Genomic DNA, 24719 nt, shown 5'->3' with positions numbered 1-24719 from the left:
GCACCAACCGTCACAGCCCGCGGCGACCAATTCGGTGCCGATCCGGGCCCGCAGGCTCCTGGTCATCCGGTCTCTCCCAGACGCCCGAGGGAGCGCCGCAGGGCACGGTCCACGACGTCGCGCAGATCCCGCTTTCCGTCGGCCCCGCCCCGTTGCGGCGGCACCACACACCGCAGCCGCAGGTGGAAGGCCGTCGGCATCGGGAACGCGGGCAGGCCCCCGAGTTGATCGGGGGTGAGCAGCACCATCGCGCCTCCGGCACCGAGCCGCGCGGCCAGGGCCGTCCGGTCCGGCCACAGCTCGGTCTCCGGGTGCAAGCCGATGGTGAAGAAGGCGTCGGCCAGGCGTCCGGCGGCCGCCGGGCTGACGGCGGCGGTGTTGTCCAGCAGGGTGTGTCCCCGCAACGCCGCCCAGGTCGCGGGCTTTTCGGCGGGCCCGGCGAGCAGCCGGGGAACCTCGTGCAGCTGCCCGCGAGACAACTCACCCGTCGGCGCCGGGTCCTCGATGACGGCACAGTCCAGACGGCCCTCGCCCACCCGGGTGACCAGCTGCGACACCTCGGCCGTGTGCACACTGACCCGGCCGACGTCCCGCAACGCGGAGGTGAGGTCGAAGGCGATGCCCGGCGGCACCGAGGGGGCCAGCCCCACGCGTACCTCGGCCCCGGCGTCGGTGATGGCGTGGGCCATGCTCTGCAGTTCCGTGGCGTCCCGGACCAGAATCCGGGCCTGCGGGAGCAGGGACCGGCCGGCCTCGGTGAGGGTGGCACCGGTGGTGGAGCGGCGGATCAGGTCGAGGCCGAGATTCGACTCCAGACGTTTCAGCCCCTGGGACACGGGGGACTGGGTCAGCCTCAGCCGCTCCGCGGCACCGGTGACGCTGCCCTCCTCGGCCACGGCGACGAAGTACTCCCAGTGCCGGAGGGAATCCGGTCGAGTTGTCATGTGCCCCGAGCCTAGTGGAGGGGACTCTGACGAGCTGAGCGAGGTACGGGGAACAAGGGCTCACCGGGCCTGTCGTGCAGCGGATTGCCGTGGTGGGTCCAATTCAGGCGAAGATGCGTATGACAGCCGAACCGGCACCGTCCCGGGCCAGGGGAGAGACCCCTTTTCCCACGGCACCAGAACTGATCTGTGCGAGGGGGAATCGGCGAACTTCAGCTACCTGACCGCTACCCTGGATGCGTCCATCCGTGGAGCGGGACCCGCGGTCGGGGAGTGGCCGGGCAGAATCCACCGGGTGGAACCCCGGTCCCCTTCGAGGACGACCCCGACCTGACGGACAAGCGGTTTACGGGCAGTGGAGGAGATCCTCGACTGAGAGCCGCACGCCCGAGGTGGTCCGGGAGATGCGGGGCAATCCGGAAGAACTCGAACGGCTCGGCATTGAGGCGAGCAACGAACGACAACGCGGCGGGAAACCACAGGTTTCTCGCCGCGTTCGGCCTGGTTCAGACCAACTACCGGTCAGCCGCCACGCCTCCACGGAGCGGGTGCCGCCGGCGCTGCCGTAGCTGACGAAGCCGATGGCCTTGTTGTTCCACTCCGCGTACAGGAGGTCCACGGCGTTCTTCAGTGCGGCGGGCACGGAGTGGTTGTACTCCGGGGTGACGAAGACGAAGCCGTCGTAGGAGGCGATCTTCTCGGCCCAGGCCTTGGTGTGATCCTTCGAGTACTGGCCCATGGCCGGGGGCATGGGCTCATCCAGCAGGGGCAGGTTCTGGTCGGGCGATGTCCACGAGCTCGAACTCGGCGCCGCCGTGCTGCTGCGCGTGCTCGTGCACCCATTCGGCGACCTGGGGTGCCAGGCGGTTGGGGCGGGTGCTGCCGACGATGATGGCGATGCGGGTCATGGTTTTACCTCCGAATAGTGGTGGTGGTGACATTCCCGTCTCCCACGCTAGCTGTACTTCCCCGTGACGTTGTGAACGCGTTGCAGGGGGAGTTAACCCTCCGATAGCAGTGTGAGCCCGGTTGCAATTGTAATCGTGGATGAACCCCGCATACGCTGCCTGCCGGGCCTTCTCACTGTCATAAGCCCTCACATAGGCCCACTCCTGCATCAACGTGCGATTAAACCTCTCGACCTTGCCATTGGTTTGCGGACGATACGGCCTGGTGAACTTATGGCCGATACCGTCACCAAGCGCGTCAGCAAACACATGCGAACGGTAGCAACCCCCGTTATCCGTCATCACCTGTTTGACGGTGAACCCGCCTCCAGCGAAAAAGGCCCTCGCCCGCGTCCAGAACCCGGCAGCAGTATCTTTCCGCTCGTCTCCCAGGATCTCCGAGTACACCAACCGTGAATGGTCATCGACGGCATGATGCAGGTAGGAATATCCCCGCCCGGGTTTCGCCCCGGCCTTGTACAGCGCGTCTCGTCGACGCCCGGCCGCCCGGTCCTGGGCAGAACCGCGCTGATGAACGCGCTGGTTCGCCCCGGGTTTAATGGAGGGTAAGAAATTGGAAAAGGAAACCTTCACATGCCCGTCAGGTACACCCCGGAGCTCAAGCAGCGTGCTGTAGAACTCGTGCTCCACGCCCAGGCCGACCCGGCAACCGCCCACGGCGCGGTGACCCGCATCGCCAATGAGCTCGGCCTCAGCAAAGAATCCCTCCGTGTCTGGGTCCGCAACCACAATACGGCGCCGACAGCCCCGCTGAATCCCTCGATCTGGAAGCAGAAAACCGCAGACTACGAGTCGAACTCGCGGAAGTAAAACGTGCCAACGACATCCTCAAGAAGGCCTCGGCTTTTTCGCGGCGGAGCTCGACCGCCTCCAGAAATAGTCGTCCGGTTCATCGATACCCGGTACAAGTAACTCACTGAGCTGCTTGCATCAGCTGCACCCACAAAAGAAAGCCTCCTTATTCACGGCATGCCCCTAGGTGGGCATGTTTTCTCACCTCCGGCTGCGGTGGCTGGAGCCGCGTGAACCACGACCCAAGCGTCCGGAACGGACCGGACCCAAGTGTCGCGTGGCGCGGACGAATAGGGAGAAAACCACCGAAACAACCTGAAAGGCACGTACCACATGGCACGTCTAGCTGGTGTGGACCTTCCGCGCAACAAGCGCATGGAAGTCGCACTTACCTACATCTACGGAATTGGGCCTGCCCGTTCCAAGGAACTGCTCGAAAAGACCGGCATTTCTCCCGACCTGCGCACCGACAACCTGACCGATGATCAGGTTGCGGCTCTTCGTGACGTCATCGAGAACTCGTGGAAGGTCGAGGGTGACCTCCGCCGCGAAGTTCAGGCTGACATCCGCCGCAAGATTGAGATCGGCTCCTACCAGGGCCTGCGCCACCGTCGTGGACTTCCCGTCCGCGGCCAGCGCACCAAGACCAACGCGCGTACCCGCAAGGGACCGAAGAAGACCATCGCAGGAAAGAAGAAGTAATACATGCCTCCGAAGACTCGTTCCGGCGCGCGCCGCACTGGTCGCCGCGTAGCCAAGAAGAATGTGGCCGCAGGCCACGCGTACATCAAGTCCACCTTCAACAACACCATCGTGTCCATCACGGACCCGAACGGTGCTGTCATCTCCTGGGCCTCCTCCGGCCACGTCGGCTTCAAGGGCTCCCGTAAGTCCACGCCGTTCGCCGCGCAAATGGCCGCCGAGTCCGCAGCCCGCAAGGCAATGGACCACGGCATGAAGAAGGTTGACGTCTTTGTCAAGGGTCCGGGCTCCGGCCGCGAGACCGCAATCCGTTCCATCCAGGCCGCCGGCCTGGAGGTGTCCTCAATCTCCGACGTGACCCCGCAGCCGTTCAACGGTTGCCGTCCGCCGAAGCGTCGTCGCGTTTAACAGGCTGAAAGGAAAAGAGGTAACTACACATGGCTCGTTACACCGGCCCTGCTACCCGTAAGTCCCGTCGCCTCCGCGTCGACCTCGTCGGCGGCGACATGTCCTTCGAGCGCCGCCCTTACCCTCCGGGGCAGGCTGGCCGCGCTCGCGTCAAGGAGTCCGAGTACCTGCTCCAGCTGCAGGAGAAGCAGAAGGCACGCTTCACCTACGGCGTCATGGAGAAGCAGTTCCGCCGCTACTACGAGGAGGCTAACCGCCTCCCGGGCAAGACCGGCGACAACCTGCTGGTGCTCCTGGAGTCCCGTCTGGACAACGTTGTGTACCGCGCTGGTCTGGCACGCACCCGCCGCCAGGCACGTCAGCTGGTTTCCCACGGCCACTTCACGGTCAACGGCAAGAAGACCAACGTGCCGTCCTACCAGGTGACCCAGTACGACATCATCGATGTCCGCGAGAAGTCCCGTAACATGCTCTGGTTCGAAGAGGCCCAGGACAACCTGGTCGACTCTGTCGTCCCGGCCTGGCTGCAGGTCGTTCCGGAGACCCTGCGCATCCTCGTGCACCAGCTGCCCGAGCGCGCTCAGATCGACGTTCCGCTGCAGGAGCAGCTCATCGTCGAGCTTTACTCGAAGTAAAACTTCACAGTCATCCATATCCCCTACGGCGTCATATAGCGGTCGCCACCAAGGAGAAGTTCAATGCTCATCTCACAGCGTCCTCAACTCACCGAGGAATACATCGAGACCAACCGTTCGAAGTTCGTCATCGAGCCGCTCGAGCCTGGTTTCGGCTACACCCTCGGCAACTCTCTGCGCCGCACGCTGCTGTCGTCCATCCCGGGCGCAGCCGTGACCTCCATCAAGATCGACGGTGTGCTCCACGAGTTCACCACGATCAACGGTGTCAAAGAGAACGTCTCTGAGATCATCCTCAACGTGAAGAACCTGGTCCTGTCCTCCGACTCCGACGAGCCGGTGGTCATGTACCTGTCCAAGGAAGGCCCGGGCGAGGTCACCGGCGCAGACATCGATCTGCCGGCTGACGTCACCGTGCACAACCCGGACCTGCACATCGCCTCGCTCAACGAGCAGGCGCGCCTGGAGATGGAACTCGTTGTCGAGCGTGGCCGCGGCTACGTTCCGGCAATGACCAACTCCGGCGGCGAGATCGGCCGTATCCCGGTCGACCAGATCTACTCGCCGGTGCTGAAGGTCTCCTACAAGGTTGAGGCGACGCGTGTTGAGCAGCGTACCGACTTTGACAAGCTGATCATCGACGTGGAGACCAAGAACTCCATGACCGCCCGCGACGCCCTCGCGTCCGCAGGCTCCACCCTCGTCGAGCTGTTCGGCCTCGCACGCGAGCTGAACACCGCCGCCGAGGGCATCGAGATCGGCCCGTCCCCGCAGGAGACGGAGTACATCGCCGCGTACAACATGCCGATCGAGGACCTGAACTTCTCCGTGCGTTCGTACAACTGCCTGAAGCGCCAGGAGATCCACACCGTCGGTGAGCTCGCTGAGTGCACCGAATCGGACCTGCTGGATATCCGCAACTTCGGCCAGAAGTCCATCAACGAGGTCAAGATCAAGCTTGCTTCCCTGGGCCTGACCCTCAAGGACGCCCCGGAAGACTTCGATCCGACCCAGCTCGAGGGCTACGACGCTGAGACCGGCGACTTCGTCGACGGCGCCATGGATGACGCTGAGTAAACGCCGAGTAAACAAAGCGCACTGACACAAACAACACGAGGAGTACAACAATGCCTACCCCGAAGAAGGGCCCGCGTCTCGGCGGTTCGGCTAGCCACCAGAAGCACATTCTGTCCAACCTGGCCAGCCAGCTGTTCGTGAACGGCTCCATCAAGACCACCGAGGCCAAGGCCAAGGTTCTGCGCCCGTACGCAGAGAAGATCATCACCAAGGCCAAGTCCGGTTCGGTCGCTGACCGCCGCGCCGTGGCCAAGGACATCCCGAACAAGGACGTCACCGCGTACCTGTTCGATGAGCTCGCCCCCAAGTTCGAGAACCGTGCAGGTGGCTACACCCGCACCATCAAGCTGGAGAACCGCAAGGGCGACAACGCTCCGATGGTCAACATCTCCCTCGTTCTCGAGGAGACCGTGGCTTCCGAGGCGAACCGCGCTGCACGCGCCGCCGCCTCCAAGGAGAAGGCCGCCGAGGCTGAGGCAGCTGCTGCCGAGGCCGACGAGAAGGCTGAGGAGACCCCGGCTGAGGCTGAGGAGACCAAGGCTGAGACACCGGCTGACGCTGAGTCCAACGACGAGGCCGTCGCCGAGGACACCGCTGAGGCTCCGGAGGTCCAGGAAACCGCCGAGGACGAGAAGTAAGACCTTCTCGCGCCTGTAAGCGCTAAGCGCCCGCTCCCTTAATGAAAGGGAGCGGGCGCTTCTCGTTGCTTCCTGCAGCTCAATAGTGTGTTCAGCTCGAATGCTACTTTCTGACCTACCGAATTGAGGAGAAGGGGGCTTCCGTGGGCAGAGAGTTACATCCGTCACTTATCCGCGTGTACGACTGTTCGGGCGAAGCAAAGATTGCGTTCGTCGACGAGACCTACACCGCTTTAAGAGATGAAGGGAAGTCCTTTTACGCGCTCACCGCGACTTTGTATCGGAGAGACGAGCTCTCCACCCTCCGTGAAGACTTAATTGAAATCGTGGACGATTTCTTTGGGATGTCGCGGCCATATTGGCATACGACGGAAGCGTTGAGGACTTCGTCGGGGAAGAAGAAGTACACGGAGTTGCTGGAATATCTTTCTCAAAACGAGGACATCTCATTCGTCACGTGCCAGACGGCTATCGAACCGAATGCGCCCGTCCAAACAAACTCGAAGAAGAAGACCAGTCCGGAAGAGTTCGCGCGGCGCGAATGTTTGAAGCAGGCGTTCTTGAGGTTCCTGAACCATGAACCGGATTTACGAGGAGTAGTTTTCGAAAAGCGCAAGTCGAATGAAGAAAATGATCGTGATAAAGCGTTCCTCAAAGCATTGAGGCGACGCGGTGAGATACCTAATCTTCAGCGGGCATGGGTGTCGCCGTACGACGAGATAGCGCTCTGGGTGCCAGACATCGTGGGAATGGCATATAGACATAAGCGGGTTTTGCCATCGACGTCACTTGGCGCTTGCTTTGACCGCTATTTAGCTGGCAGTACGCTTGTCTATGAGTTTGAGCCACAAATATGAATGGGCCCCGCGCGCCAGTAGCAAACAACGGGGCCCGAACTGCTGTGCCGAAGCCGGCAGGGCAGTTCCACGGCCTCGATTATAGAGAAAGTAAAAGAATTTCTCATCCGCAGCCCCGTTCTAGGCAAGATCGATTTGCGTTCGGGCCAAGGTTGCGAGACTTCTCAAAATCCTGTCTCCCCCGGTGAACCTGCCTATTTCGGGCCATTTATTCTGAAGGTATGACTGACACAGGCATACGCGCATCACACGGGGAAGAGATGGTGCGTCTGCGGTTCGATGTGGCCTACGACGGAACCGATTTTCACGGCTGGGCGCGCCAGACACCAGGTTGCGTCCCTTAGTGTGGTGTAACGCTTGCTGATGGTGGGCCCTGCGAAATAGTGGGGCGGCCACCGTCGGTAACCTTTCGACTCAACTACCACATCTCACCAAAAGGCACATGACGATGACCGCTGCACCACATTCTATCGACCCTGCAACCTACCTGGATGATCTGCTCGCCCAAGCCTCCCCGGATCTGATGCGGCAGATGCTGCAAGGGTTTATCAACCAGATCCTCTCCGCCCAGGCCGACACCGTCTGCGGCGCCGAATACGGCGTCGCTTCTGAACAGCGGGTCAACCACCGCAACGGGTACCGCCACCGCGAGCTCGACACCCGTGTCGGCACGATCGATGTGGCAGTACCGAAGCTGCGCCACGGCGCGTTCTTCCCGGACTGGCTGTTAGAACGCCGTTCGCGTGCGGAACGCGCACTATCAACGGTGATTGCCACGTGCTACCTCAAGGGGGTCTCCACCCGCAGAATGAACGACCTCGTTGCCACGCTGGGGATTAACAACCTGTCGAAATCGCAAGTCTCACGCATGGCGGAAGAACTCGACGAGATGGTCGCCGATTTCAAAAACCGCCCACTCGATCCCGGCGGCTACGCCTACTTGTCGTGCGACGCGTTGACGATCAAAGTGCGCGAAGGCGGCCGTGTGGTCAAATGCTCCGTGCTGCTAGCTACCGGGGTCAACGCCGACGGGTATCGCGAAATGCTCGGCATGCACGTCGCCACGGCCGAGTCGAATGCCTCCTGGAAGGGCTTCTTCCAGGACCTGAAAGCCCGGGGACTGACCGGCGTCTTCCTAATCACCAGTGACGCCCACGAAGGTATTCAGCACGCGATATCTGAAGTGCTGCCCGATGCGTCGTGGCAGCGCTGCCGCACCCATTTCGCGAAGAACCTCTACGAGAAAGTCCCCAAGACCCAGTGGCCGATGGTTTCAGCAATGTTCCAGACCATCTTCCAGCAACCTGACGCTGATTCCACCTGGGCCCAAGCCCGCGAAGTGGTCGATCTATTAGAACCGAAATTCCCACAAGTTTCGGCGTATCTGGAGGAATCCCTCGATGAAGTGCTGGCGTTTACCGCAGCGCCGAAACCGGTCTGGACAAAGGTGTGGTCGAACAACCCCACCGAGCGGTTAAACAGAGAAATCCGCCGGCGCACCGACGTTGTGGGCATCTTCCCGAATCGGGAATCGATCATCCGGCTTGTCGGGGCGGTTCTTGCCGAGCAGCACGACGATTGGATCCAGCAAAAACGCTACATGTCACTATCCGCACTCGAACAAACCAAACACCTCATGCACCGCACAGGAGACGACCATGGTGACCACCACCAGCTAACCGCCTAACCAAACACCGAACTTCATACCGAGCCGAAAGCACCAACGGCTACACCACTACACGGGACTTGACCCTTTTACAAAACCCACCTGCGCCTGCGGAAGAGACGACGGGGCCGTGACCCGCACCAACTCCGCATTGCGGACAACCACACCTAGACCCATTATTGGTTGGCGCCCACCAATACCCGGGATGTGCGGACTCCACATTGCGGACAGTCAGGCGCGCCCATCATTGGCGCGCACCTATGAACAACCTTGCTGCGGCCGGCGCTCTCGCAAAACTTGACAAGAGCGTTCCGCGACCTGGGGAAACAGCGAGCGAAAACCGGCCGGTCGTCAACTTCTGCGAGAACACCCCACCCGAAGCCCCCTAGCGGACTCCGCATTGCGGACAACAACCGCGTCACCCATCATTGGTGTCCACCCACGAATTGTACGAATCGACGAAACGACCCCACCGACTCAAAATTTACCTGGGGAAATGCGGTTCCGATGCCGATTCGTGCACAACCGGTACCCGGATGACAAGACCGGGGCGCATCATTTGGGGGCGAAGCCCACCTTGCGAACTCCGCAATGCGGACAACGACGGCCCCACCAACTATGGGCCGCCGCCCACCAATCCAAGTGGAAGCTTTCGACGCGGAAGGGCCGCAGTTAGAACACAGGCCAGTCGTCGGTGAGACGGAAGTCCCGAGCATCTCCGCTCAATGGGTCGGTGAACTCTAGACCGGTGCATCGCAGCAGCATAGGCACGGAGAAGTCCTCGCTGTCGGCGGGCAGCAAGGTGGGGTAGATCCGGTCGCCGAGGATGGGCGCGGCTTCCGTCATCATTTGCACGCGGAGTTGGTGGGTGCGGCCGGTTTCGGGCTGCAGCACGTACCGTCCCAGCGCGCCTGAGACACCGTAGCGAGTCTGCAAGGCCAACTCTTCGGCAGCCGATAGCCGCGAAACGCTCGCCACCACGGTTGACGCGTTCGGCTCCGCGCCAGGCACTAACCGGGCGGCGGGCTCGCCGGATTGTTTGGTTAGGTGGTGGTGCCAGGGGGTGGCCGGAGGGACGTCGTGAAGCAATGCGATTGCTTCGTACTCTTTGCGGACCTCGCGGCGCGCGAAAAGTTCCTGATACGCGCCACGGATCTCGCGTCGTTTGGTCAGTAGAAGGAGACCGGAGGTCGCGCGGTCGAGGCGATGCGCGGGCGTGAGCTCTTCGTTGCCGGTTACGCGCCGCAGCCGCACGGTCGCGGTTTCGGTGATGTGGGACGCGCGCGGCATGGTGGCCATGAACGGTGGTTTGTCCACGACGAGGAGGTCGTCGTCCTCGAACACTGTGGTGATCTCGAAGGGGACTGGCTTCTCGGGCGCGGGCCGGCGGTAGAAGAAGACGTCGGTGCCGGGTTCCAGCCAGGTCTCTGGGGTGAGCGGGGAGCCATCGCGCTTGACGACGGCACCTTCGGCGAACCTCGCTAGAACCGCATCCACGTTGTCGTCTGGATGGCGGTGGCACTGGGTGGACACGAGGTGCCAAATGAAGTCGGCGGCCTTCATACCCTGGCCTTCTGGCACGCGGGCGCGGGTGGCGCCGAGGCCGTTGCGGGGCGGCAGCGGCCCCGTCGTGAGAGTCTTTTTCCGTGCCATGCTGTGTAGTAGATTAGCCGCCATGGATTTAGGAGCATTGGTTGAACCGCTGACGGCATTTTTCTCCGAGGGCATCGGCAAGGCCATCATGGACGCCCTGAGTGTGATCTACCAGGTGTTGTTCCCGGCAAACGCGCCGGCGGCGACGCCGCAGGAACTGCCACGCTAACCGTCTCGGACGGCACTAGACTGGGGGTATAACCAGCCGATCCGAGGAAAGGTTTGCATATGACCCAGGAAGATATCGTTGTTGTTGCCGTAGACGGCAGCCCCGCCTCCGATAATGCAGTGCGTTGGGCTGCAAATACGGCGATGAAGCGCAACATTCCGCTGCGCCTCGCGGCGGCGTACTCGATGCCGCAGTTCCTCTACGCGGAAGGCATGGTGCCGCCGCAGGAGGTCTTTGACGAGCTGCAGCGCGAAACCCTGCAGACCGTGGACCGTGCGCGCGAGATCGCCCTCGAGGTGGCACCGGATCTGCATATCGGCCACGCTGTGGCGGAGGGTTCTCCGATTGACATGCTGCTGGAGATGTCCAAGGAATCCACCATGGTGGTGATGGGCTCCCGCGGCTTGAGCGGGATTTCCGGCATGGTGCTCGGCTCCGTGTCCGGCGCTGTGGTCTCGCACGCGTCCTGCCCGGTGGTGGTCGTGCGTGAGGACAATGCGGTGACGGAGGCGAACAAGTACGGCCCCGTCGTGGTCGGCGTGGACGGCTCTGATGTGTCGCGTCGTGCCACCGAGGTGGCCTTCGAGGAGGCGGCCGCCCGCGGTGCGGAGCTGCACGCGGTGCACACCTGGGTGGACACCCAGATCCAAGGGCCGGGTGCTGGCTATGCGGTGTCTGATGACCACTGGCAGGCTGTGCAAACGGAAAAGGACGAGTTGCTGGGCACGTACCTGAACGAGTTGGCGAAGCAGTACCCGGATGTGGTGGTGAAGAAGACCATTACCCGCGACCGTCCGGTGCGTGCGCTGGCCAGCGCGGCGCAGGGTGCTCAGCTGCTGGTTACCGGTTCGCATGGCCGCGGCGGCTTCAAGGGTATGCTGCTGGGCTCGACCTCCCGCGCGCTGCTGCAGGAGGCGCCGTGCCCCATGATGGTCGTGCGTACACAAGATTTGTAAGCGAATTGTTACGCAACTGCATGCGATGCGTTGCTCGCCCAATCTATAAGAGGCGCATAATGGCTCCCGTACTGATTAACAATTAGAAGGGTCTGAAACACTATGGCACCTGCAATGGGTCTTATCGGTTGGATTGTTATCGGCGGTCTTGCTGGCTGGATCGGTTCCAAGATCCAGAACCGTGACGCGCAGATGGGCATCGGCCTGAACATCGTGGTCGGCATTATCGGCGGTCTGCTTGGCGGCTGGCTGCTCTCCGTGTTCGGCGTCGACGTTGCCGGCGGCGGGCTGTTCTTCAGCTTCCTCACCTGCCTGCTCGGCGCGGTGATTTTGCTGTGGATCATCAATATGGTGACCAGTAAGCGTCGATAGGCAAAAGCGCGAAATCCCTCGGGTTGAACCCGGGGGATTTTTTCGTGCCCGGTGGACTATACGTACCGGTTTGTCTATATTGATATGCGACCGACGCACGAAGGAGTTTTCCTTGGCCACCACCAGCAAGAAGAAGCCGGCGCAGCGGCGCCGCGACCGGCCGAGCCCGCGCCAGCGGCTGCTGGACGCTGCGACAAAGCTGTTCACCGAAGAAGGCATCCGCGTCATCGGCATCGACCGGATCTTGCGCGAAGCGGACGTGGCCAAAGCCTCGCTGTACTCGCTGCTGGGCTCGAAGGACAACCTTGTCATCGCCTACCTGGAGCAGCTGGACGAGCAGTTCCGCGCCCGGTGGGGCGAGCGGGCCGCGAAAGCTCCAGACGCGGACGCGAAGATCCTCGCATTCTTCGACATGGCTATCGACGAAGAGCCGGACAAGGACTTCCGCGGCTCGCCCTTCCTCAACGCCGCGGGCGAATACCCGCGCCCCGAGGTGGAGTCGGAGGAACGCATCATCGCGGCGTGCATGGCGCACCGGTCCTGGATGCACGAGACCATCACCGCCCTGCTGACGGAGAAGAACGGCTACGAGTCCTCCGCGCTTGCGGACGAGCTGCTGATCTTCCTCGACGGCGGGCTGTCCGGCGCGAGAATCCTGCACAGCGTCGAGCCGCTGCGCACCGCCCGCGCGCTGGCGGAGAACACGCTGGGCGCGCCGCCGCCGGATTACTCCATCTAGCGCGCCGGCGCTACGCTGAGCCGCATGACCACGGCCCCCATGCATACGCAGCCGCGCCGCATCACCGTTTCACAGGTGATCGGCGAGCTGCTGCTCACCTTCGGCGTGCTGCTGCTGTTGTTCGCGTTCTACGAGTCTTATTGGACCAACATCGCCTCCGGCCGGATGCAGGACGAGGTGCAGACTCGCCTGGAAGAGCAGTGGGTCAACCCCCGCCAGGCCAAGGTTACTGAGCTGGGCGACGCGTTCGCGCGCATGTACATTCCGGCGTTTGGCCAGGACTACCAGTTCGCCATCGTCGAAGGCGTGCAGGAGCACCAGCTACTTACCGGCCCGGGCCACTACCCGGGCACGCAGCAGCCGGGCGAGGACGGCAACTTCGCCGTGGCCGGGCACCGCGTGGGCAAGGGCGCGCCGTTTAACGACTTGGGTGCGCTGAAGGCTTGCGACGCCATCGTGGTGGAGACGCAGACCGAGTGGGTGACCTACCGCGTGCTGCCGATGTCGCTGGACCCGGGGGAGCGCCGCAGGGAAGGCATCGATTGCCTGCCCGGCGAGCTCAACGAACGCATCGCGGCAGGCGACTACGTGCAGGTCAAAGGCCGCGAGATCACGCTCCCGGGTGACATTGAGGTGGTCAACCCCATCCCGGGCAACCGCTCGACGAAGGTAGAGCCGGGCATGGAAGGGCTGATCACGCTGACCACGTGCCATCCGCAGTTCTCCAACGCGGAGCGCATGATCATCCACGCGGTGCGCACGGAGGTGCAGCCGAAGGACCCGTCGGGCGCGCTGCCGCCCGCCATGAAGCCGGCGCAGAGCACGGCACAGAAAGAGGTGCGATAGCAATGTACGCGGCACTGTGGCGCAAGCTTCCCGGCCCCGCTCCGGTGAAGTGGCTGCTCACCCTGATCATTCTGGTGGGCGTGTTTTTCCTGCTCATGGAAGTTGTCTACCCGTGGGTGTCGTCGTTGATGCCGTACAACGACGTCGCGGTGTAAAAACCTAGAGCCAACGCGGCACCGGCGGCGCCCAGGCGCGCAGTTTGGCAAGGAGCTCCTGCGGGTCGTCGGCGACGATCATGTGGGCGCGATCTGTGCGCCGCATGAAGCCCTGTTCCACCATGTGGTCGACCATCGCCACCAGCGGCGCCCAGAACTCGCTGCCGAGCAGCCCGATGGGTTTGTGGTGCAGGCCGAGTTGCTGGCTGGTCCATTCCTCGAACAGCTCGTCAAGGGTGCCGGCGCCGCCGGGCAGGGCCACGATGGCGTCGGCAAGCTCGCTCATGCGCGCCTTGCGTTCGGACATCGTCGCCACCACCTCGAGGCGCTCGAGGCCTTCGTACTGCAGCTCGTAGTTGACTAGGTGCTCGGTGAGGACGCCAATGCTTCTCGACGAACCTCCGGCCACCTCACCCATCAGCCCCACCTTCGACCCGCCGTAGACCAAGGTGATGTCGGCCTCCGCCAACGCCTCGCCGAACGCCCTGGCCAGCGCTGTATTGGCGGGGTTGGTGCCCTCGCGCGCCCCGGCGTAGACGGCGATGGCTTCGATCTCGCGGGCCTTCAGCGCCGGGAAGACCTCGCCGCGCAGCAGCGGCGCGATCTCGGCGTCGGGGGCTGTGGGGTCGATCCAGCGCGCCTCGGCGATCTCCGCGGCCGGCTCGGGGGACAGGCCGGCGCCGGGGTGTAAAAACACCGTCGAAGTGACGGTGCAGCCGGGCTCGTTGGAGGCGGGCGCGCTGAACTGGCCCAGGTAGCTCAAGTCCTCCGGGTCGACGTCCAGGCCGACCTCCTCCCGGGTCTCGCGCAGCGCGGTGTCCACCAGCGTCTCGCCCGGCTCCGGTTTGCCGCCCGGCAGCTGGAAGCGCGGGCTGGTGTGCTTGCGCACGCACAGCACTTTCCCGGTGTCGTCGGTGAACACGATGGCGGCTACGGAGATAATCACAGGGCCAGGTTAGCGATTACTTCCTTGGCCACCGATTCGGCCTTCACGGACTCGTGCTGGTTGGTGAACACCGCCACCGCGGTCGGCCCCTTGGCCACGGCGTACGCTGCACCGATGCGGCCGGGCACGTCCCCGCCGCCGTGGCGGCCGCCGTCCCACCCGCCGGGCAGCGTTGCCGGCTGGGTCAGGTCCACCGGGGCGACGAAGTCCACCACGGCGCGGGCGTCCTCCTCGGAGTCCATGTGGCGCACAACCACGGTCAGCTGCGGCTCTTCGGGGTAGGACCAGAACTGGCACGCCGGCGGGTCGAAGCGGGTGTCTGTGCCCACGCCGGTGACGCGCTGGCCGTTGGTTTGCGCGACCCAGTCGGTGTCCAGGTAGGGGCACTCGGTCCAGCTGTCGCGCGGGGTGTCGGGGAGTGCCTCTACTGGCAGGGCTGGTTCAGGGGCTGGTTCGGGTGCGGGGGCGGCCGAAGGGTCGTCGATAGGCGAAGGCTCCTGCGAACACCCGGCGAGGGCGAGCACGAACAGGGCGGTGGGTACTCTCAGACGCATGAGCTCCAGATTAGTGCTGTTGGAGCAGCATCCCGGAAAGACCGCGGACTACCGGGCGCTCGATTTGGGCATCACGGTGCTGGCGGTGTGCCTCATGCTCGTCTCGTTCGGCGCGCTCGCGCGCATGCCGCTCAACGAGGCGCTGTTGCACATTGTGCTGACCGCCGCGTTCGCGTTTCTGCTGTTCTACGGCATGGTGGAGATGTACCGCTGGGGCGCGTGGGGGCGCGTGGCCTGGATGCTGGGGGCGACGGCGGTGTGGGTGGCGGACATGACCGTCTCGCCGGTGGCCGTGTACTGGGTGTTCGTGCTGTTCTTCGTGGCGCTGCGCGCCTTCGACAACTGGGTCGGCTACGCGTGGGTGGTGGCGTGCCTGGCCATTTCGATCGCCATGCAGATCCCGGCGGGGCTGACACTCGGCGGGATCATGGGCCCGGCGCTGTCCGCGGTGGTTGTGGTGGCGATCGCGTACGCCTTCGACACCATCACCCGGGTCAGCCGTGAGAGGCAGCAGCTTATCGACGAACTGCTGGCCACACGCGACCGCCTCGCCGACACCGAACGCGCCGCCGGCGTGGCCCAGGAGCGCGAACGCCTCGCGCACGAACTGCACGACACGGTGGCCCAAAACCTCTCCTCGATCCAGATGCTGCTGCACTCGGCGGAGCAGGACGTGCGGGCCAGCGGGCTGCCGGAGGGGGTTGCGCAGGTGCCGTTGAGGAAGATGGAGACGGCGCGTCGGGCGGCGTCGAATAACCTGGCGGAGACCCGCGCGATGATCGCCGCGCTCGCGCCGGCGCCGCTGACCGAGTCTTCGCTGCGCGACGCGCTCGCGCGGGTGGCCGGGGACTTCGGCGAGGCCGGCGGCCTGGACATCGGGGTGGAAGTCGACGGCGAGGCCGTCCCGCTGCCCATGCGGGTGGAGGCCGGGCTGCTGCGCATCGCCCAGGGCGCGGTGTCCAACGTGGTCAACCACGCCGAGGCGAGCGCAGCGCGCATCACCCTGACCTATGCGCCGGAGGAAGTGCGCCTGGACGTGGTGGACAACGGCCGCGGCTTCGACGTGAACGCGCAGGGTCTCAAGCCCAGCGGGCTGGGCCACCTGGGGCTGGACGCGATGCGCTCGCGCGCTGCGGAGCTGGGCGGAATGTTGGAGATTGAGTCCGCGCCCGGCGGGCCGACGGCGCTGACCGTGGCCGTGCCGGTTAGTATCAACCAAAAGACTGACCTTGACTCTGGGGAGGAGACCGACGTTGATCCGGGTACTGCTGGCTGACGACCACGAGATTGTCCGCCTCGGCCTGCGCTCCGTATTGGAAGCCGCCGAGGACATCAAAGTGGTGGCCGAGGTAGCCACCGCCGAAGGCGCGATTGCCACCGCGCAGGCCGGCGGCATCGACGTCATCCTCATGGACCTGCGCTTCGGCGCCGGCGCGGAAGGCCAGCGCGTGACCACCGGCGCGCAGGCCACCGCCGCGATCCGGGCCAACATGACCAACCCGCCCAAGGTGCTGGTGGTGACCAACTACGACACGGACGCGGACATCCTCGGCGCCATCGAAGCCGGCGCCGTGGGCTACCTGCTCAAAGACGCCCCGCCGGAGGAACTCGTGGCAGCCGTGCGCTCCACCGCCCGCGGTGACGCCACCATGTCCCCCGTCGTGCGCAACCGGCTCGAATCCAGGGAACGCACCCCGCGCTCCTCGCTCACCCCGCGTGAGCTGGAAGTGCTCCAGCTAGTCGCGGCCGGCTCCTCCAACCGCGAAATCGGCCGCCAGCTCATGCTCTCCGAGGCGACCGTGAAATCCCACCTCGTGCACATCTACGACAAGCTGGGCGTGCGCTCGCGCACCTCCGCCGTGGCGTCCGCGCGCGAGCAAGGCGTTTTGTAAGGCCTACTTCGACAGCTTGGCGTGCACCTGTGCCGCCAGCTTGTTCAGGTCCTCGTCGATGGAGTTGTGCGCCAGGCGGCGCTGCTCCGGGTTGGCGTGCTCGGCGTTGCGCACGGCCTGCTCCAGCTCGTCGAGACGCACGCGCGCGTCGCCCTTGAAGCCCTCGCCGAGGTTGTCGGTCTGGTTGATGTTCTGCCGGACGGCGTCGATACGCGCCTTGAGCTCGGCGCCGCGGCCGGAGTGGCGCGCGAGATCCTGCGACGTCAGCCCCAGACCGGCGGCGCGGTTGTTCACCTGACCCTGCTGGAACGAGGTCAGCGCCTTGTACACCAGCGGCAGCAGCACCGGCACCAGGATGCGCGCGGCGGAGATCCACTGCTTCGCCTTCTTCTGCGTCACGCCGGACTCCTGGATGCGCTTCAGGTGCGCCTTGGCCAGGTCCTTCTCGTGCTTCTGCTTGCGCTTCAGACCCTTCTTCTCCTCCTTGAGCAGGCGCTTCTCCGCCTTGTCCAGGAGCTTGGCCACGCGCTCGTCGGCCTTCGCCTCCTGCTTGGCCAGCTGGCGCGCGTGCGTCTGCGCCGCCTTGACCTCGGCCTTCGTCTTCGCGCGGGACTTGCGGATGGCCTCGAAAACACCCATGGTTGTATCTCCTCTAATCGTTCGCTCTAACGCCCATTCACTGTACCTTCCGGGGCGCTACCCCTGCCCAGGTATCGTTTGGGGCATTGTGAGTAAAGAACCTGTGCGCGCCTCGGACCTCGTGGGCTGCCGCTTCCGCCAGCGGCAGCGCCGCGCGCACCCGGACGTACCCGAATTGCCGGAGGCGCTGCTGCGCCAGCCGCAGATCGACGCCGCCCGCGCCGCCGTGTTCGACCTGCTGCCCGTCAAGCGCGCTCTGGGCGACGGCGCCGGCAAGACGTTTGTGCGGGTGGACATCGACCCCGGGTCGGACCGCGTCGCGGCGACGCAGGATGCTTTACGACGCCGCGCGCACCTGATCACCAACGCCACCCTGACCGGCGCGGTGGAGGGCGTGGACGCGGAAGCCGACGTGGACGTCCTCGTGCGCACCGACGCCGGGTACCTGCCCGTGGTGATTTCCAACCACCGCGTCGCCCGCTCGCACCCGAGCGCCGAGCTGGAGATGATCCCCACTGGCCGGCTCGGGCTGGGCAAGCCACTTGTGGTGGGGGCGAAGGCGCGCCACCATACCGTCGACGGCTACCGCGTCACGCTGGCGCACCTGCTGCTCGGCGAGCGCGCGGACGGCCGCGGGGCGGTCATCGGCCAGGACCGCACGCGCGCGTACCTGTGCGACCCGTCGCGCTACATCGAGCCGCTCGTGGGCGCGCTGCTGGTGCCGCTGCCGACCGAACCGAAGCGCCTGAAACAGTGCGCCACCTGCCGTTTCTGGCCGCTGTGCGAGCCGCGCCTGGTCGAGCTCGACGACATCTCGCTGCTGCTTCCGGGCGGCCGCGGCGACGTGTGGCGCGAGCGCGGCATTGACACAGTGCAGCAGCTTATCGACGAAGCTCCGCCCGAACCCGCCGCCCTCGCCCGCGCCTGGCGCGCAGGCATCCCCGTGCTGCGGCGCCCCGGATTCGCGCCCGCGCCCCGCGCCGACGTGGAGGTCGACGTGGATATGGAGGCCTACCTGGACCAGGGGGCCTACCTGTGGGGCACGTTCGACGGCGCCGACTACCGCGCGTTTGTCACCTGGGACGATGTCGGCGGCGATGCCGAGGAGGAGAACTTCGCCGCGTTCTGGTCCTGGCTGATGGCGCGCCGGGCGGCCGCCCACGCCGAGGGCAAGACCTTCCGCGCCTACTGCTACGCCGCGGGCGGGGAGAACCACTGGCTGCGCTCCTCCGCGAAGCGGTTCGGCTCGGTGGACGAGGCCGAGGTGGCCGCGTTCATCGCCTCCGACGAGTGGGTGGACGTGTTCGCCCATGTGCGCCGTTCGCTCGTGGGCACCGACGGGCTGGGCCTGAAGGTGCTCGGCCCGGTCGTGGGCTTTGCATGGGAGGACGACGACGTCGACGGCGAGCGCTCCGTCGCCCTGCGCCGCGCCGCCCGCTTCGGCGACCAGGCCGCCCGCGACATGCTGCTGCGCTACAACGAGGACGACTGCCGAGCCACCCGCGCCGTGCGCGACTTCCTCGCCGCCGGCGCGCCGGGCGTGCCGGAGTTCGGCGCGGTGTAGCGGCCCTACCGCTCCGCCTTCCACAGCGCCGCGGCCACCAGCGTCAGACCACCGAGCAGCACCGCCAGCACCGCAACGAACCCGGCCCACGGCAGTCCCTCGTAGGCCCAGCCGGTCGCGGCCCCCAGGATCGACGAGCCCATGTAGTAACAGAACACGTACATGCTGGATGCTTCCGCGCGGTCGCGCTCGGCGATGAGGCCGACCCAACCGGAGGCCGTCGAGTGGAGCGCGAAAAAGCTCGCCGTGAACACCAGTAGGCCAGCGAGCGCGATCCACAGCGAAGGCGCGGCGACGGCCAGCGCGCCCGCCAGCATCAGCAGCGCAGAGGCCAGCACCACCACGCCGCGCCCGTAGCGTCGTGAAAGTGCCCCGGCGCGTGCGCTCGACCAGGTGCCGGACAGGTACACCACGTACACCAGACCCGACAGCGCGGCGGGCAGCCCGTAGTCCAGCACCGCGCGGAAGCCGAAGAAGTTGTACATGGACACGAACACGCCCATCGCGATGAACGCGGTGGCATACAGCCCCACCAGCCGCGGGTTTTTCAGGTGGCCCAGCATCGCGCGCACTTCCACGCTCGGGCGTATCGACGCCTTCGGCACAAAATTGCGCTGCTCCGGCAACGCCCACGCCGCCAGCGCCGCCAGCGTGAAGGCAACCATGGCGCTGCCGAACATGGCCCAGCGCCAGGAGGTGACCTCCAGAAGCCCGGCCGGGATAAGGCGCCCGCTCAAGCCACCGATGGAGTTACCGGCGATGTACAGGCCCATCGCGCCGGGCAGGTCGCGCGGGTCCAGCTCTTCGGAAAGCCAGGTCATGGCTACCGCAGGGGTGCCGGCGATGAGCGCGCCCTGCACTGCGCGAAGGGCGATGAGCTGCCCCGCGGTCTGCGCCAGCGGAAGGGCGAGGCCGAGCGCGGTCGCGCCGAGCGCCGAGACCACCAGCACGCGCCCGCGCCCGTACTTCTCCGACAGGATCGAGGCGGGCACCACGCACAGCGCCAGGGCGCCGGTGGCAGCGGAGACGGTCAGGGCAGCGGTGGACGGACTCACCTCCAGCTCGGTGGTGAGGGTGGGCAGCAGCGCCTGGGTTGCGTACAAGGCGTTGAAGATGGCCAGCCCGAACGCGAGCATGGCCCACGTCGCGCGACGGTATTCCAGGCTGCCTTTCTGCATGCCCACCATGCTAACCAGACCTCAAGGAAATGTGCCCTGTAAATCCCCAGGTCGCGAGCTGCGCTGAGGTCTGGTTTGTCGCTGAGGTCTGGTTACGCCACCGTAACCAGACCTCAGCGGAGGTGGGGAAATTTCAAAACCCCTTGCGCGATAAGGTAAGCCTAACCTAGTATCAATTCTGAGTTCGCAGGGACTCGACGTATCACAGGGAAAGCCAGCGCCCGCCGCCTCCAAAACGGAGGTGGCGGGCGCTGGTGTGAGGGGAGGCGGAGCCGTCGTTAGGCAGATGCCTTTGCGTAGCGCTCGTTGACGTCGTCCCAGTTGACAACGTTCCACCACGCCTCGACGTAATCAGCCTTGACGTTCTTGTACTGCAGGTAGAACGCGTGCTCCCACATATCCAGCATGAGCACCGGCGTGAAGTCCACGGAGATGTTGCCCTGCTGGTCGGTCAGCTGCTGGATGATCAGGCGGCCAGCGATGTGGTCGTAGCCGAGCACTGCCCAGCCGGAGCCCTGCAGGCCGGTGGCCACGCCAGCGAACTGCTTCTTGAAGGCATCGAAGGAGCCGAAGTCGCGGTCGATGGCCTCAGCGATCTCGCCGGTCGGGTTGCCGCCGGCGTTCGGTGCCATGTTCTTCCAGAAGATGGAGTGGTTGGTGTGGCCGCCAAGGTTGAACGCCAGGTTCTTGGACAGGGCGCGCAGGCGGTCCGGGTTCGCCTCACCGTTGCGCTCGGCCTCGAGGGCCTCGAGCGCGGCGTTCGCGCCAGCGACGTAGGTCGCGTGGTGCTTGTCGTGGTGCAGCGTCATAATCTCGGCGGAGATGTGCGGCTCCAGCGCGTCGTATGCGTAGGGGAGATCGGGAAGCTCGTAAACAGCCATGATTGATTCCTTTCGTCTGCGAATCAGTTGCGGGCCCCATGGTAGAGAAAATTTGGGAACAGTGTTGTGGCCGAAGTCGTTGTGTAGGGCATGGGATTTCTTTTCGCACCATCGCCAAAGCTTGTCGACGTCAGCTCCGCCCTCCCCGGCCGCCCCGAGCCTGTTCTGGCGAACCCGCGCGAGCACGCGGTGCTGGGCACGCCCACCACGGGGCCGTGGCGCGAGGGCCAGAAACGCGTGCTCGTGGGCATCGGCTGCTTCTGGGGCGCGGAGAAGATGTTTTGGCAGCTCGACGGCGTGAACTCCACCTCGGTGGGCTACGCCGGCGGCGTCACGCCGAACCCGACGTACCGCGAGGTGTGCTCCGGGCAGACCAACCACGTTGAGACGGTGGAGGTGGTCTACGACCCGGAGGTGATCACGCTGAAAGAAATTGTGAAGACCGCGCTGGAGGCGCACGACCCGACCCAGGGCTACCGCCAGGGCAACGACGTGGGCACCCAGTACCGCTCCGCCTTCTACACCGACACCGAGGAGGAGGCCGAACAGGTCCGCGGGTGGATCCGCCAGTACGAAAAGGACCTGCAAAGCGCCGGGTACGGCGACATCACCACCGAGGTGAAATCCGTGGAGGCCGACGGCGTGAAGTACTACCTCGCTGAGGAGGAGCACCAGCAGTACCTGCACAAGGTGCCCAACGGCTACTGCCCGCACCACTCCACCGGCGTGGCCTGCGGGATCTAGCTAGTAGCCGTGCTTTGAGGGGAACCCGTCTTTGGGCATGCGGGTTTTCGTGGCGTCGTTGTGGATCCAGCGCGCCACACGCACCAGCTCGGGGCGGGAAAGCGCCGCCTCATCCGCGTCGTCGCCCGCGCCGTGGATGACCGCGTTCCAGTAGGCGACGGTTTCGTCGTGGTAGTTGTGCCCGTGGGGTGAGGGGTAGTCCTTCGACGGCAGCTGGTCGATGCCGATCTGCCAGTACGTCACCAGCGGCATCCAGCGCATCGTGTCCAGCGCGTCCAAGTGCTGGGCGGCCGGGGCGGGCTCGCCACGCGATCCGGGTTCGCGCAGCCAGTCCGGGGCCTTCCACGCCAGGGACGGCTCCCACCACACCACCGGGTCAGAGGCATGCTGGGCGAAGACGAACCGGGGCTCGACCCAGGTGTTGGCGTAGGAATGGCCGCGGAAGTCGTGGCGCAGGTGCGCGGGGTGGGCGGTGAAGCGGACGTGGCGGCCGCCGTCGATAAGCGGGAGGCGCTGCGGGGAGCCCTTCTCGCGGTGACGGGTGAGGTAGCTGTGGTTGCTGGCGAAGCCGGGCGTGCCCGTGAACACGCCGCCTGAGGTTTGCTCAAGGAACTCCTCGACGGTCTCGAACGCGTCCGACACGCCGTACGCGCCCAGCGACTCGCCACCGACGTACAGCTTCGGACGATCGTTGGGGTCGAGTTTTTGCAGCTCGCTGCGGATTGCCTCGATGAGCACGCGCGAGGAGTTCACCGGGTTCTTGCGGTCCGCCAAATAGGAATACGCCGAGGGCAGGTAGGAGTACTGCATGGCCACCACCGCGGAGTCGCCGCGGGTGACAAACTCGAAGCCCGAGGTGTGAAAGTCGTTGATCCAGCCCGTGCCCGCCGCCGACATCACCGCGATGTGGCTGCGCTCGAACGCGCCGGTGCGGCGCATCTCCTCGACCGCGACGGCGGCCATTTCCTCGAAGTCCGGGGCATCGTCGCGCTCGGTGTCCAGGCCGACGAAGATGCGGATCGGCTCCATCGCCTCGCCGTCAACGAGGCGCTCGATGTCCTCCTTGCGGGGGCCGCCGGCCACCACCGCGCGGCCCTGGCGGCCCATCGTGTTCCAGTCCACCAGCGACTCCGGCGAACCGGAACGCTCAGGCCGCTTCGGCTGGTCCGCCCCGCGCATGAACTCGCGGTCCAGCTCCTGCGCCTGGCGGCTCACGCGCACCGCGAAGCGGCGCACCACCATCTGGTCGCCAACCAGAATCAGCAGCGCGCCGCCGCCCGCGATCGCCAGCGGCCACGACGCCACCGGCGGCAGCTTCTTGCCCAGCAGCTCGTTGATCGCGTCGATGAACGTCTGGATCGCATCGCCGACAAGCAGCACCACGCCGTAGCCCAGCGTGCCCACCGTGATGCCGAGGATCTGCGGGCTGACCTTGAACTTCTCGTCGCTTTCCACCAGCTTTTCCTGGTGAGCGCGGCGGTGCAGCGACGTGACAAACACGCCGGCGGTCACACCCGTCATGGCCAGGCGCACCGGGCCGGGAAGCAAGCTCTGCGGTTCGTCGGAGCGGACGGGGCGGAGGGCCTGCGAAGCTACCGTCGCAAAGCCATGGCCCAGGCCCTGCAACACACCGACGTTCGCGGCAGTCGCCCACCAGCTGTGAGGCAGCAGCGACGGCGACACCGCACCCCACGTCGCCACCTCAGCCCCCGCAAGCCCCGCGCGGAAACTCGGAGGCAAGCGCCGCAGACCACCCATGCGCACGCCCGGGGAGATGTCAGCCAGCACCTCCAACACGCCCATCGGCAACGCCAGCACACCGTCGCGCTTGACGGAATAGCGCGAACGCGCGCGTTGCAGCGCGTCCGGCAGCTGATCTAAAGCGGTGCGGGCTTTGACGAGGAAATTGGAAGGCACGGAAGCGATTGTTCCAAAAATGTTCCGGTCGCGGGGGCTGCTGCGCGCGGGTAGCCTCGCAGCCGTGAGCGAGAAGATGCCCAAGATTGTTGCGCACCGCGGATTCTCCGGACACCACCCCGAGCTGACGCGCCGGGCGTTCGAAGAAGCTTTGAAGCTGCCCATCCACGGCATCGAATGCGACGTGCGCCTCAGCCGCGACGGGCGCGTGGTGGTCTTCCACGACGCGTCGGTCAACCGCACCACCGACGGCCGCGGCCGCGTGGACTGCCTGGACTTCTCGGCGTTGCGGGAGCTCAACTGCGGCACCAAAGACGAGCCGCAGCAGATCATGTGCCTGGAAGAACTGCTCGAACTCATGCAGGACTACCCGGACAAGCACATCTACATCGAAACGAAGCACCCCACCATCTACGGGCCCGAGGTGGACGAGCAGACCTTGCGAACGTTGCGCTACGCCGGGCTGCACGAATCCGAAAACGTGCACGTGATCTCCTTTTCCCACCGCGCCGTGCGCTACTTCACCGAAATGGCGCCCGAGCTGGAAACCTTCTACCTGTTCCGCCTGAAAGAGATGCGGTGGAACCGCAAGAGCCGCATGCTCTCCCGCCCCTACGGCGTCGGGCCTGCGCTGCAGCACCTGCAACTGCGCCAAGAGCTGCTGGGCTACCGGGGGTTGCGCACCTACACCTGGACCGTGAATACCCCGCGCCAAATGCGCTGGTGCGCCGACAACGGCGTCGACGTCATCGCCACCGACCTGCCGGACGTCGCTTTGGCCGCGTACGGGCAGGTGCCGGCCGCGGCGGTGGCGGGGTAGGGAGGAA

Annotated in this window: 29 protein-coding genes and 1 pseudogene; 19 read left to right on the top strand and 11 right to left on the bottom strand. The window is 65.2% G+C overall.

Translation table 11 applies throughout. The features are described 5' to 3' along the window. Positions 1–62 precede the first annotated feature (62 nt). The 4 genes and pseudogenes from ACX1NL_RS11295 to ACX1NL_RS11280 all read right to left on the bottom strand — a co-directional run. Positions 63–944, bottom strand: coding sequence for a LysR family transcriptional regulator (locus ACX1NL_RS11295; RefSeq protein ID WP_458898206.1), 882 nt, complete (start codon positions 942–944; stop codon positions 63–65). A gap of 346 nt (positions 945–1290) precedes the next feature. Next, complete coding sequence (locus ACX1NL_RS11290; protein WP_458898205.1) at positions 1291–1695, bottom strand: NADPH-dependent FMN reductase; 405 nt, start codon at positions 1693–1695, stop codon at positions 1291–1293. A gap of 4 nt (positions 1696–1699) precedes the next feature. Further along, positions 1700–1852: an NADPH-dependent FMN reductase gene (locus ACX1NL_RS11285; protein ID WP_210400808.1), complete on the bottom strand. Its 153-nt coding sequence runs from the start codon at positions 1850–1852 to the stop codon at positions 1700–1702. A 47-nt stretch (positions 1853–1899) separates the two neighbouring features. Then, positions 1900–2410: pseudogene (locus tag ACX1NL_RS11280) on the bottom strand (integrase core domain-containing protein); the annotation flags it as partial. Positions 2411–2485: 75 nt separating this feature from the next. On the opposite strand from ACX1NL_RS11280, the gene ACX1NL_RS11275 reads away from it, so the two are divergent. The 8 genes from ACX1NL_RS11275 (at position 2486) to ACX1NL_RS11240 (ending at position 8708) form a co-directional block, all read left to right on the top strand. Further along, entirely contained in the window at positions 2486–2722 is a 237-nt protein-coding gene (locus ACX1NL_RS11275; protein WP_087117188.1) for a transposase, read from the top strand. A gap of 315 nt (positions 2723–3037) precedes the next feature. Then, positions 3038–3406 (top strand): 30S ribosomal protein S13, encoded by a 369-nt coding sequence (rpsM, locus tag ACX1NL_RS11270; RefSeq protein ID WP_005286639.1) that lies wholly within the window; start codon positions 3038–3040, stop codon positions 3404–3406. 3 nt (positions 3407–3409) lie between these two features. Beyond that, complete coding sequence (gene rpsK / locus ACX1NL_RS11265) at positions 3410–3814, top strand: 30S ribosomal protein S11 (RefSeq protein WP_458898204.1); 405 nt, start codon at positions 3410–3412, stop codon at positions 3812–3814. Between the two features lie 29 nt (positions 3815–3843). Next, the gene (gene rpsD, locus ACX1NL_RS11260) at positions 3844–4449 is read left to right on the top strand and encodes a 30S ribosomal protein S4 (protein WP_458898203.1); all 606 of its coding nucleotides are present in this window, start codon (positions 3844–3846) and stop codon (positions 4447–4449) included. Between the two features lie 63 nt (positions 4450–4512). Further along, positions 4513–5526, top strand: coding sequence for a DNA-directed RNA polymerase subunit alpha (locus tag ACX1NL_RS11255; RefSeq protein WP_458898202.1), 1014 nt, complete (start codon positions 4513–4515; stop codon positions 5524–5526). Between the two features lie 50 nt (positions 5527–5576). Continuing rightward, a complete protein-coding gene (rplQ, locus tag ACX1NL_RS11250) occupies positions 5577–6164 on the top strand; it encodes a 50S ribosomal protein L17 (RefSeq protein ID WP_458898201.1) in 588 nt (195 codons plus the stop codon). A gap of 143 nt (positions 6165–6307) precedes the next feature. After that, on the top strand, positions 6308–7021 hold the full coding sequence (locus ACX1NL_RS11245) for a hypothetical protein (RefSeq protein ID WP_458898200.1): 714 nt from the start codon (positions 6308–6310) through the stop codon (positions 7019–7021). 448 nt (positions 7022–7469) lie between these two features. Continuing rightward, a complete protein-coding gene (locus ACX1NL_RS11240; RefSeq protein ID WP_458898199.1) occupies positions 7470–8708 on the top strand; it encodes an IS256 family transposase in 1239 nt (412 codons plus the stop codon). 651 nt (positions 8709–9359) lie between these two features. On the opposite strand, the gene ACX1NL_RS11235 is transcribed toward ACX1NL_RS11240, so the two are convergent. After that, a complete protein-coding gene (locus ACX1NL_RS11235; RefSeq protein WP_458898198.1) occupies positions 9360–10340 on the bottom strand; it encodes a pseudouridine synthase in 981 nt (326 codons plus the stop codon). A 22-nt stretch (positions 10341–10362) separates the two neighbouring features. On the opposite strand from ACX1NL_RS11235, the gene ACX1NL_RS11230 reads away from it, so the two are divergent. From ACX1NL_RS11230 to ACX1NL_RS11205, 6 genes are all read left to right on the top strand, one after another. Next, positions 10363–10509: a hypothetical protein gene (locus ACX1NL_RS11230; protein WP_458898197.1), complete on the top strand. Its 147-nt coding sequence runs from the start codon at positions 10363–10365 to the stop codon at positions 10507–10509. 59 nt (positions 10510–10568) lie between these two features. Next, positions 10569–11465: a universal stress protein gene (locus ACX1NL_RS11225; protein ID WP_458898196.1), complete on the top strand. Its 897-nt coding sequence runs from the start codon at positions 10569–10571 to the stop codon at positions 11463–11465. 102 nt (positions 11466–11567) lie between these two features. Further along, positions 11568–11837: a GlsB/YeaQ/YmgE family stress response membrane protein gene (locus tag ACX1NL_RS11220; RefSeq protein ID WP_239356149.1), complete on the top strand. Its 270-nt coding sequence runs from the start codon at positions 11568–11570 to the stop codon at positions 11835–11837. Between the two features lie 112 nt (positions 11838–11949). Then, a complete protein-coding gene (locus tag ACX1NL_RS11215; RefSeq protein WP_070475886.1) occupies positions 11950–12576 on the top strand; it encodes a TetR/AcrR family transcriptional regulator in 627 nt (208 codons plus the stop codon). A gap of 24 nt (positions 12577–12600) precedes the next feature. Next, entirely contained in the window at positions 12601–13422 is an 822-nt protein-coding gene (locus ACX1NL_RS11210) for a class E sortase (RefSeq protein ID WP_458898195.1), read from the top strand. Positions 13423–13424: 2 nt separating this feature from the next. Continuing rightward, the gene (locus ACX1NL_RS11205) at positions 13425–13577 is read left to right on the top strand and encodes a hypothetical protein (RefSeq protein ID WP_168160630.1); all 153 of its coding nucleotides are present in this window, start codon (positions 13425–13427) and stop codon (positions 13575–13577) included. Between the two features lie 4 nt (positions 13578–13581). Here ACX1NL_RS11205 and ACX1NL_RS11200 read toward each other — a convergent pair whose 3' ends face one another. Continuing rightward, positions 13582–14523 carry a TIGR00730 family Rossman fold protein gene (locus ACX1NL_RS11200; RefSeq protein ID WP_458898194.1) on the bottom strand — a complete coding sequence of 314 codons (942 nt, stop codon included), beginning with the start codon at positions 14521–14523 and terminating at the stop codon, positions 13582–13584. Then, positions 14520–15077 carry a DUF2020 domain-containing protein gene (locus ACX1NL_RS11195; protein WP_458898193.1) on the bottom strand — a complete coding sequence of 186 codons (558 nt, stop codon included), beginning with the start codon at positions 15075–15077 and terminating at the stop codon, positions 14520–14522. The genes ACX1NL_RS11200 and ACX1NL_RS11195 overlap by 4 nt, the downstream gene beginning before the upstream one ends. On the opposite strand from ACX1NL_RS11195, the gene ACX1NL_RS11190 reads away from it, so the two are divergent. Then, on the top strand, positions 15076–16353 hold the full coding sequence (locus ACX1NL_RS11190; RefSeq protein WP_458898192.1) for a sensor histidine kinase: 1278 nt from the start codon (positions 15076–15078) through the stop codon (positions 16351–16353). The genes ACX1NL_RS11195 and ACX1NL_RS11190 overlap by 2 nt on opposite strands. Then, positions 16331–16969 carry a LuxR C-terminal-related transcriptional regulator gene (locus ACX1NL_RS11185; protein ID WP_181889282.1) on the top strand — a complete coding sequence of 213 codons (639 nt, stop codon included), beginning with the start codon at positions 16331–16333 and terminating at the stop codon, positions 16967–16969. Before ACX1NL_RS11190 ends, ACX1NL_RS11185 begins: the two co-directional genes overlap by 23 nt. A 3-nt stretch (positions 16970–16972) precedes the next feature. Here ACX1NL_RS11185 and ACX1NL_RS11180 read toward each other — a convergent pair whose 3' ends face one another. Continuing rightward, complete coding sequence (locus ACX1NL_RS11180; RefSeq protein ID WP_448238294.1) at positions 16973–17608, bottom strand: DUF6474 family protein; 636 nt, start codon at positions 17606–17608, stop codon at positions 16973–16975. Positions 17609–17696: 88 nt separating this feature from the next. On the opposite strand from ACX1NL_RS11180, the gene ACX1NL_RS11175 reads away from it, so the two are divergent. Further along, positions 17697–19172 carry a TM0106 family RecB-like putative nuclease gene (locus ACX1NL_RS11175; protein ID WP_458898191.1) on the top strand — a complete coding sequence of 492 codons (1476 nt, stop codon included), beginning with the start codon at positions 17697–17699 and terminating at the stop codon, positions 19170–19172. 5 nt (positions 19173–19177) lie between these two features. On the opposite strand, the gene ACX1NL_RS11170 is transcribed toward ACX1NL_RS11175, so the two are convergent. Then, a complete protein-coding gene (locus ACX1NL_RS11170; protein WP_458898190.1) occupies positions 19178–20350 on the bottom strand; it encodes an MFS transporter in 1173 nt (390 codons plus the stop codon). 278 nt (positions 20351–20628) lie between these two features. Then, positions 20629–21231 (bottom strand): superoxide dismutase, encoded by a 603-nt coding sequence (locus ACX1NL_RS11165; protein ID WP_311389065.1) that lies wholly within the window; start codon positions 21229–21231, stop codon positions 20629–20631. A 90-nt stretch (positions 21232–21321) separates the two neighbouring features. Between ACX1NL_RS11165 and msrA the strand changes: the two genes are divergently transcribed. Further along, positions 21322–21975 carry a peptide-methionine (S)-S-oxide reductase MsrA gene (gene msrA / locus ACX1NL_RS11160; protein WP_458898189.1) on the top strand — a complete coding sequence of 218 codons (654 nt, stop codon included), beginning with the start codon at positions 21322–21324 and terminating at the stop codon, positions 21973–21975. Here msrA and ACX1NL_RS11155 read toward each other — a convergent pair whose 3' ends face one another. Beyond that, on the bottom strand, positions 21976–23892 hold the full coding sequence (locus ACX1NL_RS11155) for an alpha/beta-hydrolase family protein (protein WP_458898188.1): 1917 nt from the start codon (positions 23890–23892) through the stop codon (positions 21976–21978). It abuts the gene before it with no gap. Positions 23893–23956: 64 nt separating this feature from the next. Here ACX1NL_RS11155 and ACX1NL_RS11150 point away from each other — a divergent pair, with 64 nt between their 5' ends. Next, positions 23957–24712 (top strand): glycerophosphodiester phosphodiesterase, encoded by a 756-nt coding sequence (locus tag ACX1NL_RS11150; RefSeq protein WP_338025182.1) that lies wholly within the window; start codon positions 23957–23959, stop codon positions 24710–24712. Positions 24713–24719 lie beyond the last annotated feature (7 nt).

The organism is Corynebacterium sp. CQ3829_602738, from assembly GCF_054478435.1.
The sequence above is the reverse complement of the archived record's forward strand: the minus strand, read 5'-3'. Positions and strand labels throughout refer to the sequence as shown.

Bases quoted from the DNA above. Each gene is read 5' to 3' on its own strand.
- ACX1NL_RS11240 (WP_458898199.1), top strand. From the start codon at position 7,470: ATGACCGCTGCACCACATTCTATCGACCCTGCAACCTACCTGGATGAT.
- rpsK (WP_458898204.1), top strand. From the start codon at position 3,410: ATGCCTCCGAAGACTCGTTCCGGCGCGCGCCGCACTGGTCGCCGCGTA.
- ACX1NL_RS11180 (WP_448238294.1), bottom strand. From the start codon at position 17,608: ATGGGTGTTTTCGAGGCCATCCGCAAGTCCCGCGCGAAGACGAAGGCC.
- ACX1NL_RS11275 (WP_087117188.1), top strand. From the start codon at position 2,486: ATGCCCGTCAGGTACACCCCGGAGCTCAAGCAGCGTGCTGTAGAACTC.
- rpsD (WP_458898203.1), top strand. From the start codon at position 3,844: ATGGCTCGTTACACCGGCCCTGCTACCCGTAAGTCCCGTCGCCTCCGC.
- ACX1NL_RS11220 (WP_239356149.1), top strand. From the start codon at position 11,568: ATGGCACCTGCAATGGGTCTTATCGGTTGGATTGTTATCGGCGGTCTT.
- ACX1NL_RS11290 (WP_458898205.1), bottom strand. From the start codon at position 1,695: ATGCCCCCGGCCATGGGCCAGTACTCGAAGGATCACACCAAGGCCTGG.
- ACX1NL_RS11295 (WP_458898206.1), bottom strand. From the start codon at position 944: ATGACAACTCGACCGGATTCCCTCCGGCACTGGGAGTACTTCGTCGCC.
- ACX1NL_RS11205 (WP_168160630.1), top strand. From the start codon at position 13,425: ATGTACGCGGCACTGTGGCGCAAGCTTCCCGGCCCCGCTCCGGTGAAG.
- ACX1NL_RS11195 (WP_458898193.1), bottom strand. From the start codon at position 15,077: ATGCGTCTGAGAGTACCCACCGCCCTGTTCGTGCTCGCCCTCGCCGGG.
- ACX1NL_RS11255 (WP_458898202.1), top strand. From the start codon at position 4,513: ATGCTCATCTCACAGCGTCCTCAACTCACCGAGGAATACATCGAGACC.
- ACX1NL_RS11190 (WP_458898192.1), top strand. From the start codon at position 15,076: ATGAGCTCCAGATTAGTGCTGTTGGAGCAGCATCCCGGAAAGACCGCG.
- rplQ (WP_458898201.1), top strand. From the start codon at position 5,577: ATGCCTACCCCGAAGAAGGGCCCGCGTCTCGGCGGTTCGGCTAGCCAC.
- ACX1NL_RS11285 (WP_210400808.1), bottom strand. From the start codon at position 1,852: ATGACCCGCATCGCCATCATCGTCGGCAGCACCCGCCCCAACCGCCTG.
- rpsM (WP_005286639.1), top strand. From the start codon at position 3,038: ATGGCACGTCTAGCTGGTGTGGACCTTCCGCGCAACAAGCGCATGGAA.
- ACX1NL_RS11225 (WP_458898196.1), top strand. From the start codon at position 10,569: ATGACCCAGGAAGATATCGTTGTTGTTGCCGTAGACGGCAGCCCCGCC.
- msrA (WP_458898189.1), top strand. From the start codon at position 21,322: ATGGGATTTCTTTTCGCACCATCGCCAAAGCTTGTCGACGTCAGCTCC.
- ACX1NL_RS11170 (WP_458898190.1), bottom strand. From the start codon at position 20,350: ATGCAGAAAGGCAGCCTGGAATACCGTCGCGCGACGTGGGCCATGCTC.
- ACX1NL_RS11165 (WP_311389065.1), bottom strand. From the start codon at position 21,231: ATGGCTGTTTACGAGCTTCCCGATCTCCCCTACGCATACGACGCGCTG.
- ACX1NL_RS11210 (WP_458898195.1), top strand. From the start codon at position 12,601: ATGACCACGGCCCCCATGCATACGCAGCCGCGCCGCATCACCGTTTCA.
- ACX1NL_RS11230 (WP_458898197.1), top strand. From the start codon at position 10,363: ATGGATTTAGGAGCATTGGTTGAACCGCTGACGGCATTTTTCTCCGAG.
- ACX1NL_RS11235 (WP_458898198.1), bottom strand. From the start codon at position 10,340: ATGGCACGGAAAAAGACTCTCACGACGGGGCCGCTGCCGCCCCGCAAC.